General features: G+C 70.4%; 9 protein-coding genes. 8 read left to right on the top strand and 1 reads right to left on the bottom strand.

Going from position 1 to position 12,767, the window contains the following annotated elements; translation table 11 throughout:
* Positions 1–1,257: a S8 family serine peptidase gene (locus tag NE235_RS20380; RefSeq protein WP_252805313.1), complete on the top strand. Its 1,257-nt coding sequence runs from the start codon at positions 1–3 to the stop codon at positions 1,255–1,257.
* A gap of 293 nt (positions 1,258–1,550) precedes the next feature.
* Positions 1,551–2,111 carry a sigma-70 family RNA polymerase sigma factor gene (locus NE235_RS20375; protein WP_252805311.1) on the top strand — a complete coding sequence of 187 codons (561 nt, stop codon included), beginning with the start codon at positions 1,551–1,553 and terminating at the stop codon, positions 2,109–2,111.
* A 96-nt stretch (positions 2,112–2,207) separates the two neighbouring features.
* Here the strand turns inward: NE235_RS20375 and eccCa are convergent, their stop codons facing one another.
* Positions 2,208–6,155, bottom strand: a complete 3,948-nt coding sequence (gene eccCa, locus NE235_RS20370; RefSeq protein WP_252805309.1) for a type VII secretion protein EccCa — start codon at positions 6,153–6,155, stop codon at positions 2,208–2,210.
* 341 nt (positions 6,156–6,496) lie between these two features.
* On the opposite strand from eccCa, the gene eccD reads away from it, so the two are divergent.
* The 6 genes from eccD to NE235_RS20340 form a co-directional block, all read left to right on the top strand.
* A complete protein-coding gene (gene eccD / locus NE235_RS20365; protein WP_252805307.1) occupies positions 6,497–7,894 on the top strand; it encodes a type VII secretion integral membrane protein EccD in 1,398 nt (465 codons plus the stop codon).
* 32 nt (positions 7,895–7,926) lie between these two features.
* The gene (eccB, locus tag NE235_RS20360) at positions 7,927–9,525 is read left to right on the top strand and encodes a type VII secretion protein EccB (protein ID WP_252805305.1); all 1,599 of its coding nucleotides are present in this window, start codon (positions 7,927–7,929) and stop codon (positions 9,523–9,525) included.
* 151 nt (positions 9,526–9,676) lie between these two features.
* Positions 9,677–10,012 (top strand): hypothetical protein, encoded by a 336-nt coding sequence (locus NE235_RS20355; RefSeq protein WP_252805303.1) that lies wholly within the window; start codon positions 9,677–9,679, stop codon positions 10,010–10,012.
* Positions 10,013–10,060: 48 nt separating this feature from the next.
* On the top strand, positions 10,061–10,384 hold the full coding sequence (locus NE235_RS20350; RefSeq protein ID WP_252805302.1) for a WXG100 family type VII secretion target: 324 nt from the start codon (positions 10,061–10,063) through the stop codon (positions 10,382–10,384).
* Positions 10,385–10,512: 128 nt separating this feature from the next.
* Positions 10,513–11,010, top strand: a complete 498-nt coding sequence (locus NE235_RS20345) for a type VII secretion system-associated protein (RefSeq protein ID WP_252805301.1) — start codon at positions 10,513–10,515, stop codon at positions 11,008–11,010.
* Between the two features lie 52 nt (positions 11,011–11,062).
* On the top strand, positions 11,063–12,767 hold a 1,705-nt coding region (locus NE235_RS20340), incomplete at its 3' end, for an AAWKG family protein (protein ID WP_252805300.1).

Genomic DNA, 12,767 nt, shown 5'->3' with positions numbered 1-12,767 from the left:
ATGCGACGTGTCCTCCTGCGCCTGCGCGCTGTGGCGTCGGTGGCCACCGCCACGGCCTCGCTTCTCGTCTCCGCCTTCCCCGGAGTCGCGGCGGCCATGGCGTACGAACGACCCCCTGGCGTCGCGCCCGGCCCTGTCGGCCTCCCCGTCATACCATCGGTGCTCGCATCCGGCGGGTCGTGCACCGGCGCGTCCTCGACCGAGGCACACGCGCAGCCGTGGACGATGAGCGCGCTCGGGGTGTCCCGGGTCCGTGAGCTCAGTGACGGTAGCGGAGTCACCGTCGGCGTCGTGGACACCGGCGTGGCCGCGAACGTCCCCGCGCTGGCCGGCCGGGTCACCGCGGTGGGAGACGCCGGGCAGGACTGCGTCGGGCACGGATCCTTCGCGGCCGGCCTGATCGCGGGACGCGCCGAGGACGCGACCGGAGGCGGGATCGCCCCTGGGGCGCAGATCCTCGCCGTACGCGGCACCGGCAGGAACGGCGTCGCCTCGCCGGGCGCGGTCGCCGCGGGCATCCGGGCCGCCGTCGACCGCGGCGCCCGCGTCGTGTACGTCGGCGCGGCCCTGACCGAGGGCCGGGCCGAGCTGACGGCCGCGGTCGCCTACGCGACCGGCAAGGACGCCGTCGTGGTCGCACCCGCCGTGCCGGACGCGGTGCCCGGCTCGGCCGGCGGGGCGGCCTCGGCGCCGCCCGCGCAACCCTACTTCCCCGCCTTCATCCCGCAGGTGGTCGCGGTGGAGGACTTCGGGCCGGACGGCGCACGCCCGAAAGGGGCGCCGAACGTCTTCGCCGCCGACCTGGCCGCGCCCGGCGACGCCGTCGTGAGCATCGGTCCCAAGGGCGCCGGGAACTACATCGGGTCCGGTTCCTCGCTGGCCGCCGCGTTCGTCGCCGGTACGGCCGCGCTGGTGCGCGCGTACCAGCCCCGGTTGACGGCGGCCGAGGTGGCGAACCGGCTCGTCGCGTCCGCCTACCCCGCGGCCAGGCCCGTCCTGGACCCGTACGCCGCCGTGGCGGAGGTGTCGTCCCCGGTGACGGCCCGGCCGATGCCGGCGGACTCTTTGCGGCTGTCCGCCCGGGCCTCCTCGCACGCCGTTCGTACCCGTGCGCTGGTCGTCGCCTCGGTCGGGGGCGGGCTCGTGGCCCTCATCGCGTGCGCGGCGGTGATCGTGCCGCTCGGCCGGGCCCGAGGCTGGCGGCCGGCCGGCGGCGGTCCCCCGAGAGAGCTACCGAAGGTGTCCACTCCGGCGTGATGATCCCGGTATGGCTTGATCTCTAGCGTCTCTCGCAGCGGTCCGGCATCCACGCCGGAACCCGCACGGGAAGGGCGCACGTGGCACGTGGACTCGACACCGAAAGTCGATGCCGGAAGTTCGGCGGCAAGGATCCGCCAAGCCTCCCACTTGATCGTCGTTGCTTCATCATCCGCAGATGTCATGGGGCGCCGGGGCCGACCGCAGGATGACGAATGGTGAGAATGAGGCCGCCTTTCATGATGCGCAGCCGAGTGCTGGGCCGGCCACCGGCGGTGGCCCGGAGAGTAGCCATGCCGCGATGGCAGGACCTTCCGCGTGTGGTCCCGGCTCGACAGCATGATCCGTCGCACGGCGACGCCTTCTCGCGCACGCTGTACGAGCGGCACGGCGCCGTGCTCCTCAACTTCGTGCTCCGGCTCTGCAACGGCGACCGGTACCGGGCCGAGGACATCGTCCAGGAGACCGCCATACGGGCCTGGCAGCACCGTGAGATCCTCGACCCCACGTCGGATCGTGTTCGCACCTGGCTGTTCACCGTCGCGCGCCGGCTCGTGATCGACCAGTACCGCGCCCGGCAGGCCCGGCCGAACGAGGTCGGTGACGGCGAGGCCGAAGAGCATGCCGAGCCGGATCCGGCCGAGCGCGTCGTCACGCTCCAGGCGGTGCTCGAGGTCATGAGCGAGCTCACCGAGCCGCAGCGCGAGGTCCTGATCTACACGTACTACCTCGGTTACAGCGTGGAGCAGACGGCCACCGCGCTCGGCCTCGCGCCGGGAACGGTCAAGTCCCGCGCCCACTACGCGATACGCGCGCTGCGCGCGTCCCTGCGCGACGGCGCCGCGATGGACTGAGCGGCGCCGCTCCGGTCTCCCAAGCCCCCGCGGGGACCACCGGCACGCCGGCTCTCGTGAGCCTGTGCCGGACGGAGCGGCGCCGCTCTCTCACCCTCAGTCGAGCATCGCCGTCTGGATCTGCACGGCCTTGCGCCGGGCGATCCGGACCGCCCGGCCGGGCGGCAGGATGCGGCCCTTGACGTTGCCGAAGAGGTATCCCTCGTCGGGCGGGCAGGACATCAACAGGGACGGCGTGTTGACCTCCTGCAGGCGGCGCATCATCATCTCGCCCAGGCCACGGCCGGCGCCCGCGGCGGCACGGGCGACGACCAGGTGCAGCCCGACCTCCCACCCGAGCGCCAGGTGGTCGAGGAGAGGGTCGAACGGATGCTGCATGGGGCCGGCTCCGACCATGTCGTAGTCGTCGACCAGGATGAACAGCCGGGGCCCGCTCCACCAGTCGGCGAGCCTCATCCGGGCGGGGGTGATGTCCGGTCCCGGCACGCGGGCCTTGATCGCCTGGCCCGCCCCGGTGACGAGCTCACGGAGCGCGTCGATCGAGACCGCGTGCCCGAGCCGGTACTCCCCCGGAACCGCCTCGACCAGCTCGCGGCGATAGTCGACCAGCATGATGCGGGCCTCCGCGGGCGTGTACCGCTCGGTGACGGCGCGGGCGACCAGCCGCAGCAGGTTCGTCTTGCCGCTCTCGGTGTCGCCGACGACCACCATGTGCGGGTTCTCGGCGAAGTCGTGCACGACGGGGGAGAGCCGTTCCTCATCCAGGCCGATCGGCACCCGGAAGTCGCCCTCGGGCGCCGGCAGTTCCCGCACGCTCAGCTGGGCCGGCAGCATCCGCACCGGCGGCGCGGCCGGGCCGGTCCAGCTCTCGCGCACCGCGGCGACCAGACCCGCGACGCCGTCGGCGAGGTCGTCGGCGCTCTCCACCGAGTCGATGCGCGGCAGCGCCGTGAGGAAGTGCAGCTTGCTGTCACGGGTGATGCCGCGTCCGGGGACGCGCGGCACGCCCGCCGCGCTGCGGGCGTCGACCTCCGAGTCCATCGGGTCGCCCATCCGCAGCTCCAGATGGGTGGCGGCCTGGTCGCGCACGGCCGCCGTCAGCTCCACCCACCGCGCGGTGGTGACGATCAGGTGGATGCCGAAGCTGAGACCGCGCGCCGCGATCGCGCTGAACGTCTGGATGTACCGGTCGAAATCCTGGCGCACCGTCGACCAGCCGTCGATGACGATGAAGACGTCGCCGTGCGGCTCGTCGGCGAACTCCCCGGCCGCGCGGCGGCGCCGGTAGGTCACCATCGAGTCGATGCCGTTGTGGAGGAAGAACTGCTCGCGGTCGGCGAGCAGCGCGGTGACCTCCGCGATGGTGCGGCCGACGCGTTCCTCGTCCAGACGGCTGGCCACCCCGGCGACGTGCGGCAGGCCGCTGAGGCCGGCGAGCGTGCCACCGCCGAAGTCGAGGCAGTAGAACTGCACCTCGCGCGGCGTGTGGGTGAGCGCCAGGGCGGTGATCAGGGTGCGGACGAGCGTGCTCTTGCCGCTCTGCGGGCCGCCGGCGATGGCGACGTGCCCGCCGGCCCCGGACAGGTCGACGACCAGCAGGTCGCGGATCTGCTCGAAGGGCCGGTCGACGATGGCCACCGGCACCGTGAGCCCGCCGCGCAGCTCCGAGTCGGCGGTCGTCAGGCCGAATCTGTCGTCGGGCGCGAGCGGCGGGAGGATCTGGTCGAGGGTGGGCGGCAGGTCGAGCGGTGGCAGCCACACCTGGTGGGCCGGTGGCCCCGCGTCGCGCAGCCGGTCGACGGCCACCGACAGCAGGGTCTCGCCGGTCTCCTCGGGCTCCTCCGGCGTCTCGTCCACGGGGAGGGGCTGCGTCTGGACGACACGGGACGCGGACCAGGGGACCACCTGGCTCGCGACCCGCGCCTGGTCGGTCCTGCCGCGCGGCCGGTAGGGACCGGAGGAGTAGGCGGCGCGGAACCGGGTCAGCGCCTCCACCCCCGTCTTCAGGAAACCGGAGCCGGGCTGCGGCGGCAGCTGATGGGCGTCGGGCACGCCCAGCACGCCGCGGCTCTCCATGGCCGAGAACGTCCGCAGACCGATGCGGTAGGACAGGTGGCTCTCGAGCTGGTGCATCCGGCCCTCGTCGAGCCGCTGGGAGGCGAGCAGCAGGTGCACGCCGAGGCTGCGGCCCAGCCGGCCGATCATGACGAACAGCTCCATGAAGTCACGGTGCGCGGCGAGCAGCTCGCTGAACTCGTCGACCACGACGAAGAGGCTGGGCAGCGGCTCCAGCGGCGTCCCGGCCGCGCGTGCCTTCTCGTACTCCAGCGCGGATACGTAGTTGCCCGCGGCGCGCAGCAGCTCCTGACGGCGCATGAGCTCGCCGTGCAGTGCGTCGCGCATGCGGGCGACGAGGGCCGCCTCGTCGGCGAGGTTCGTGATGACCGCGGAGACGTGCGGCAGCTCGTCCAGGCCGAGGAACGTCGCGCCGCCCTTGAAGTCCACCAGGACGAAGTTGAGTGTCTCGGAGGAGTTGGTCAGCGCCATCGCCAGCACGAGCGTGCGCAGCAACTCGCTCTTGCCCGAGCCGGTGGCGCCGATCAGCATGCCGTGCGGGCCGGTGCCGCCCTGTGCGGATTCCTTGATGTCCAGCTCGACCGGTTTGCCGTCGACGCCGACCGCGATCGGCACCTTCAGCCGCTCGGCGGCGGTGCGCTTGTTCCAAAGGGTCTGCGGGTCGTGGCGGTACAGGTCGGGGATGCCCAGGAGGGTGGCCAGGTCCGTGGTGGCCGACAGCGGCTCGGTGCTGTCGGACCCGACGCCGAGGCGGTACGGCGCGAGCCGCCGGGCGAGCGCGGTCGCGGCCCGTACGCCCAGGTCGTCGGGGCGGCCGAGCAGGGTGAACTGTTCCTTGCGCTCCCGGTCGGTGCGGACGAGGTTGAGTTCGCCGTCGTTCACGTCGAGGCGGAGGGTGGTGCGGCCGGGCCGCCACGTCAGCGCGCCGGACAGGTCGAGTACGACGACGTTGCGCAGGCCGGGGCCGTCCAGCGTGTGACCGGCGGGCACAGTGCCCCCGTCCACGATGAGCACCGTGTAGGGCTCCTCCCGGGCGGGCATGGCCTCCGGGTCGTACGCGGGCCGCTCCCAGAACTCCGCGCCGAGCATGCCCTCCAACTCCGGGAAGTCCAGGGCGATCATGCGGACCTGGCCGGCGGCGTCGCTGTCGTGGGGGCTCAGGTTGTGCGGCAGCCACTTGACCCACTCCCACTCCGCCAGGCGGTCCGGGGCGACGCAGACCGCGATCCACAGGTCGTCCGGAGAGTGAAAGAGGGCGAGCTGGGCGATCATCGCGCGGACGGCGCCGCGGATCCGTGCCTCGTCCCCCCGGAACAGCACCCGCGCCCAGGACTGCAGGTAGACGGCGGTGGGCTGGTCGGGCACGGTCGAGTAGGCCCGGATGAAGCCGCGCAGCGCGTGTGCGGTGAGCGGCTCGAGGTCCTGGACCGGTTTGGTCGTCGCCGGGGCCAGCCGCAGGCCCAGTTTCTGGTCACCGACCGCCAGCCGCGCCTCGGCGAAGTCGGGGTCCGAGGGCCGGCGCTCCCACATCCGGGTGGTGCCGACCATGGACCACAGCGTCTGCGGCGCGGGGTGCCGCCAGCTCAGCGCGCGCTGCTGTTCCCGTACGGCCGCGCGCACCTTGCGGCGGGTCTGGGAGAGGTAACGCAGGTAGTCCCGGCGGGTGCCCTTCAGCTTCTCCCTGCGCTCGCTGCTCTTGCGCATCCCCTGCCCGACCAGCATGCCCGCGGCGGCGAGGACCATCAGGCCGAGGGAGAGCGGCACGAAGGTGTTCTTCGCCCCGCTGCCCCGGCTCATGTACATCATCACCATGGCCATCGACATCAGCGCCATGGGCAGGTACGTCCAGATGGCGGAGTTGTCGGGCACGGTCTCGGGCAGCGTCGGCGGTTCCTGAAGGGCGAGCTCCCCCTCGGGCATCTCGGGTGGTCGCCGGCGCATCGGCCTGCGGAACAGCACGAAACTCAACGAACGGCCTCCTGGCGTGGAACGGCGAAGCGCCGCGCCGGCGGACGATGGTCGCCGGGCGCGCTCGGCGGAGTGGAGAGCCGCGGAGAGGACCTCGCGGAGCAGGCCGGTTACGTCACCCCGAATCGTACAGGCGGGACGCCCTCGACGTGCCCATTCGCGCCCGCACGGCACTTCGTACGGATATCCGCCGATCCGAATGAACCGCAGGGCGGTTCCGTGCGTATGCCTGAGCGGAGAGCTTTATGTAGACGGATCGACGTGGAGTAACGACCCATCCACGCGCCCGGCCGCCGCTCGGCGGAGGCGACGGGCGTTCGTGGAAAGAACGAGTGAGTCCCATGAGCAAGAGCCCGGTGGCGGATCTGTGCCGGCTGACGGTACGCGCCCCCGCCAAGACGATCGATCTGGCCGTACCGGCCGACGTCCCGGTCGCGGACCTGCTCCCCGCCGTGCTCGGCTACGGCGGGGAGGACCTCGGCGAGACCGGGATCGAACACGAGGGCTGGGTGCTGCAGCGCCTGGGCGGACCGCCGCTCGACGAGAACGCCACCCTGGAGTCCCTCGACCTGCACGACGGGGACACGCTGTACCTGCGGCCCCGCACCGAGGCGCTGCCCGAGGTCCGGCTGGACGACCTGGTGGACGGCATCTCCACCACGATGAAGGACAGCCCGTACGGGTGGAGCCCGCAGGCGAGCCGGCGACTGCTGCGCGGCGTGGCGGTGTTCGTGATGGTCGCCATTCTGGGGGTGCTCGCGCTGCCGAGCGGACCGGCCGAGCAGCGTGTCATCGCCGCCGGCGCCGCCGCGTTCCTGCTGCTCGCCGGGGCGGCGGCGGCGAGCCGCGCGGTGGGCGACGCCGCGACGGCCGCGCTCCTGGGCGTCATGGCCGGTCCGTTCCTCACCCTGGCCGGGTGGCTGCTGCCCGGGGGCCGGCTGTCCGGGCCGGACGGTTTCGAGGTGGCGGGCGCCCGGCTGCTCGCCGCGTCCGCGGCCGAGGCGGGCGGGGCCGTGCTCGCGCTGGCGCTGGTGGCGGCGTACACGTCGTTGTTCGTCGGCGCGACCGTGCTGGCCGTCGCCGGCGCCCTCGCCGGGGCGCTCATGATGGTCGCGGGCCTCCCACCGGAGGAGGCGGCCGCGGTGGTCGCCCTGCTCGCGATCATCTTCGGCGCGTTCGTGCCGGCCATGTCGCTCCGGCTGTCCGGGCTGCGCATGCCGCCGCTGCCGACCACCCCCGAGCAGCTTCAGGAGGGCATCGAACCACGCTCGCCGAAGGCCGTGGCCGCCCGCGCGGTCCTGGCGGACGGCTGGATGACGGGAATGTACGGCACGGTCGGGCTGGCCTGCATGGCCTGCCTGACCGCCCTGGCCCACGACGACGACCTGGCGCAGCTCGTGATGGCCGCCGCGCTGTCCCTGCTGCTCGTGCTGCACAGCCGCGGCCTGGGTAACGTCTGGCAGCGCCTGTCCATGGCCCTGCCGGGAGTCTGGGGAGCCGCCACGATCGTCGCCGTCGAGATCGCCAGGACCGGCCCGACCGGCCGGGTGGTCATCGCGGTGGGGCTGATGGCGGTCACCGCGGCGCTTCTGATCGCCGGATGGACGGTGCCCGGCCGCCGGCTGGTGCCGTACTGGGGCCGCGGCGCCGAACTCCTGCAGAGCCTGGTCGCGATCGGCATGCTGCCGCTGACCCTGTGGGTCCTGGGCGTCTACGGCGAACTGCGCGCCATCGGCTGACCCGGACACGAGAACACGACGGAAGAGACGAGATGCAGTCCCGCCGCGACCAGGTACACGCCCACATGTTCGTCATGGGCCGCATCACCTCGGGGATGCTCCGGGCGGATCCCGACGCGCCGGAGAGCCCGCAGGGCCGGACGAACCGAGGGGTGGTCATCGGCATCGTCATCGCCGTGCTGTTGTGCGGCGGCTCGTTCGTCTGGGGCCTGCTCTCCCCGGGCCGGTCCGCCTCCTGGCAGAGCGCGAACAGCCTGGTCGTGGATCAGGAGACCGGCGCGTCCTATCTCTACGTGGACGGGCGGCTGCGCCCGGTGCAAAACTACGCGTCGGCGCGGCTGATCGGCGGCACCAAGCTGACCGCGCACCACGTCCGGACCAAGTCGCTGGACGGGACGCCGCACGGCCAGCCGGTGGGCATCGCCGGCGCGCCCGACGCGCTGCCGTCGCCCGACGGCCTGGCCCACGGGGCGTGGGCCGTCTGCTCCGGCCGCAGGGCGCTGGGCTCCCCAGCGCCGGTCACGACCCTCGCCATCGGCGTAGGGGAGGCCGACGGCGACGGCGCGCTCACGGCCGGCCAGGGCATGCTGGTCACCGCGCCCGACGCGCACGTGTACCTGGTCTGGCAGGGCAGCAGGCTGCGGCTGGACCAGAAGGGCGGTGCGGTGACGGCCCTCGGTTACGGGAGCCGGACACCGACACCGGTGTCGGCGGCGTTCGTCGACGCGCTGCCGGCCGGGCCGGACCTGGCCGCCCCCACCGTGCCCGGTCTGGGCGGTGCCGGGCCGGCGCTCGACGGGCACGCGACCCGCATCGGACAGGTCTTCAAGATCGGGGTGCTGGGGTCGAAGCCGCGGTACTACCAGTTGCGCGGGAACGGCCTGGTCGAGGTCACCACGACCGTCGCCGCCCTGATCCTGGCAGACCCCGCCGTCCGCGCCAGGGCGTACGGCGGCAGAACGCCCGACGCGATCGGCCTTGCCTCCGACGCGCTGACCGGCCGGGTCGCGCCGGACACGACCGTCGCGGAGGCGCTGCCCGAGACGCCGCCGCGGCTGGTCGACCCGCAGCCGGACCAGAATGCGTGCGTCCAGATCAAGCCGACCGCAGCGGGCCCCCGGGTGAGCGTCGCGCTGCGGGACCCGGCCACGCGCGGCGTCCCCGCCCAGGTGGCGACCGCGTCCGCGTGCGTGCCCGTGGACCGGATCACCGTGCCGCCCGGCGGCGGCGCGCTGGTGCGCGTCCTGCCGGCGGTGGGCGGCACGACCGGCGGCACGACCTACCTGGTGACCGACACGGGGACGAAGTACCGCGTGGCGTCCGCCTCCGACCTGGCCGCACTCGGGTACTCGACGGGCCAGGCGGTCGCCCTGCCCTCGCCGCTGCTGAACATGCTGCCGACCGGGCCGGACCTGAGCGCGGCGGCGGCGCAGGCGGGAGTCTCCTCCAGCACCGCGCCGCCCTGCTCGGCTCCGGGCACGGCGCCGAGCGGGGGTGCGGGCACGGCGCCGACCGGGGGTGCGGGCACGGCGCCGACGGCTGCCCGGGGCACGGCAGCGACGAATCGCAAGGCGGCAGCGAACCCCGGCAAGGCGGCGAAGCCTGGCATGGGCAAGGGGCCGACAAGTTGACGGCAAGTCCAGGGCGCTATCAAAGAGTACGGATGGAAGACGTGAACCCATCGGCGGCGATGCGCCCATGGCGGTGCCGGCCGAGCGAACCTCGACGCGTGATCTCGCTCTCGGTTTCCCGTGAGCACCGAACCAGAAAGGAAGGCGCAACGTGGCGGACATGCAGCAGTCGCAGGTGAGGGCGACCCAGAACGGCATTAAGGCCCTGGAAATGGCGTTCAGCGGAATCACCCGGATCAGGCAGGACGTCCAGTCCACCCGCTTCAACCTGGCTGCCGGCTACCAGGGCAAGGACGGCTGGAGTTTCCAGAAACTCGTCGAGTCCTGGGAGGATCAGGCGGACATCATCCTGCGAAACCTCAGGGACATGGTCAACAAGCTGAACGACACCCTCACTGCGCAGCACCAGCAGCAAGGCTCCGCCAACGATCAGATCAACCAGGGCTACCAGCAGGCCCAGGCGGTCTTCGACGCCCTTCACGGCTGACCCAAGAACATCCCGGACTTTTCTCCCTGACGTGAAACGAGGACATCGATGAGCGAGGACTTCACCGACGGTTACATCCACGTCGACTACCAGCACGTGGACAACGCCGCCGAGGACCTGGTCTCCCAGACCCAGGCCATCGCGAAGACGATCTCCAGCCTGGAGCAGGAGCTCGCCGAGCTGAAGAAGTCGTGGATTGGCGAAGACGCCCAGGTCTATCACGCGAAGCAGCAGGCCTGGGACAACGCGATCAAGGCCATGGAGCAGATGCTCACCAGCCATTCCCAGCTGCTCGACGATATCGTCGGCAGCTACAAGTACAACGAGAACAACCTCAGCCAGATGTGGTCCGAGGTGCGGATCGGCATTTGACCGCACGCCGCCGGCCGTCCGGATCACCGGACGGCCGGCGGCGGACGGTACGCCGATAGCGGAAGGCCGGATGGGGAGGAACCCGACCGGCGGACCGTGGAACCGACAAATTTCAGGAGAGCCGAGCGATGGCGGACAACACCAAGATCGTCCTGGACAAGGCCGGGCTGCAGAGCTTCATTGACCACCAGATCATCCCTTTCTCCGACGCCCTTGACAAGGTCGCGAATAAGGTGGACGAGCATGGGACGCCGACGATGCAAGGCATCTTGGGGCTAGCTCCGATCCCCGACTCGGAAAAGCATAAGCTGTACGCCTATCGCAGTCAGGTGCCGCTCATGCTCGGGCAGGTCGCGAGCTCCAACCAAGACCAGAACACCACCGGCGGCCCGAATCTCGCGCAAGCGGTCACGAATGCGGCCACGTCGATCGACAAGGTCTATACTCAGCAGATCAAGCTTTTCAAAGATCTGCACACGTACCTGGCCGCGACCATCAAGAATCTGATGGATGCTCAGCATGATTCGCTGACGAAGATCGATGGGAAGGCGTTCCTGGACGCTCTGGGGTTGGTGCCCAATGACTTCAGTGGCGGCACCGGCACCGGCACCGGCACGGCCGCCTGAGCGGACCAGGCTTTTTCTTCTTCGGCGTTCATCATTGGATGGAGAGTAGAGCATGGCGGACGTTCCGGCCCCCGACAAGTGGAATTCCACCATTTTTCTGCTCACCGGCTACCAGCTGCCCAAGCGCGACGAGATCTTCAATAAGCTTTACGGCAATGATAATACCCCGCTGATGAAGTTCGAGATCAACGCCGAGGGAACCGCGCCGAGTGATACGATTGCTCAGGCCGTCCAGGACACGACCTGGCTCCGCCAGAATTCCGGCTGGCGTATCGAGAATACTGATATCGTCGTCCCGTTCTACGGAAAAACCGACGGCTCGGCGAATAGTAAGCTGCCCGTCGGCACGGAAGTCAAGATGTACCGGGCACGCATCACGCTCCTCGGCACCGACGCCGACCACTCCATGCCCGCGGGGATGACCGGCGCTGCGGATCCCGGCGCCACGTTCGGCTCGAGTAGTTCGCCGCTCATGGACGGTGCGAAGAACGGTGACGGGAGCGCGTTCAGCGGATGGGATTCCAGACCGGTCTCGCAGTACAGCTATGGTGGCGGTCTCGCCCTTGAGCAATTGCTCAACAAGCCGTACAGCACCCAGGATTTCGCCTGGAACGGCATCCGCGTAGAAGACGCTAACGCGGTCGACCTCGCGGGTTTCGACCGGGCCGCGCTCGCTTTCAACCGGGCGGCGAATTTCTTCCGCTTCGCTCGGCAGACGATCCAGCAGTGGCAGACCGCGCTCGGGACGGAGGACGCATCGTGGCGAGGAGAGGCGGCCGGCGTCTTCTATGACCTGATTCAGAAGCTCGGTCTGACTTATCAGGGCTATACCGACGCTCTTCCGACGGGTGGCCCTGGGATATCGAAGGTCGCCATTGAGCTGGAGGCTGCAAAGCAGGCCTACATCAATGCGATCACTAACCTGCATGCCGCGTGGCATAACTGGGCCCTATATATGGGTAACCCGCTGCGCTGGCTGGTGGACCTGCTGGCCGATATCACGTACAACATCTGGAGAACGAACATCGCCACGGTGCGCTACCATATTGAATACTATGGGGGCAATAGCCAGAGCGACCAGACACAGCATAAAGATGAGAAGCTCAAGACGGCTACCGCCGACTGGAGTGGTGATGCGGTAACGTCCGACGGTAAGATGAATTTCGGCCCGCTGAACGACAAGTCCACCTGGAGGAAAATCGGGGAGGAGGCGGTAGCGCGCTGGAAGAACTCGGTAAAGGAAAATCTCGATACGGCCGCCGAGGATGCGATGACCTACATCCGCAACGCCTGGGTGAGCGTTCCGAAATCCTTGCCGCAGCTCAGCACCCCCAGTTTCAGTCTGGCCGCGGATTATCAGGCCGACGCGGCGGCGGCGCAGCAGGACAAGATGGATAAGCAGAACGCCGCCAACCAGGCGAAATCGGACGAGTTGGAGAAAAAGCAGGAGGAGTGGCGTAAGCAGGATCAGGACAGGGCGGATGCGGCTGCGGCGGCATCTGCGGCGCAGCTGGCGGCGGATCGGTCCAAGCAAGAGGAGTGGCGTAAGCAGGATCAGGACAGGGCGGATGCGGCTGCGGCGGCATCTGCGGCGCAGCTGGCGGCGGATCGGTCCAAGCAGGATGAGTTGCGTAAGCAGGATCAGGACAGGGCGGATGCGGCTGCGGCGGCATCTGCGGCGCAGCTGGCGGCGGATCGGTCCAAGCAAGATGAGTTGCGTAAGCAGGATCAGGACAGGGCGGATGCGGCTGCGGCGG

Source organism: Actinoallomurus spadix (genome assembly GCF_024055725.1).
GTDB classification, from domain to species: Bacteria; Actinomycetota; Actinomycetes; order Streptosporangiales; family Streptosporangiaceae; genus Actinoallomurus; species Actinoallomurus spadix.
Note: the sequence above shows the minus strand (reverse complement) of the source record. Positions and strands in the feature narration are given on the sequence as shown.

What these genes read in the sequence shown, in the direction of transcription:
- NE235_RS20380 (WP_252805313.1), top strand. Translation starts at nt 1, where the DNA reads ATGCGACGTGTCCTCCTGCGCCTGCGCGCTGTGGCGTCGGTGGCCACC.
- NE235_RS20375 (WP_252805311.1), top strand. Translation starts at nt 1,551, where the DNA reads ATGCCGCGATGGCAGGACCTTCCGCGTGTGGTCCCGGCTCGACAGCAT.
- eccD (WP_252805307.1), top strand. Translation starts at nt 6,497, where the DNA reads ATGAGCAAGAGCCCGGTGGCGGATCTGTGCCGGCTGACGGTACGCGCC.
- eccB (WP_252805305.1), top strand. Translation starts at nt 7,927, where the DNA reads ATGCAGTCCCGCCGCGACCAGGTACACGCCCACATGTTCGTCATGGGC.
- NE235_RS20350 (WP_252805302.1), top strand. Translation starts at nt 10,061, where the DNA reads ATGAGCGAGGACTTCACCGACGGTTACATCCACGTCGACTACCAGCAC.
- NE235_RS20345 (WP_252805301.1), top strand. Translation starts at nt 10,513, where the DNA reads ATGGCGGACAACACCAAGATCGTCCTGGACAAGGCCGGGCTGCAGAGC.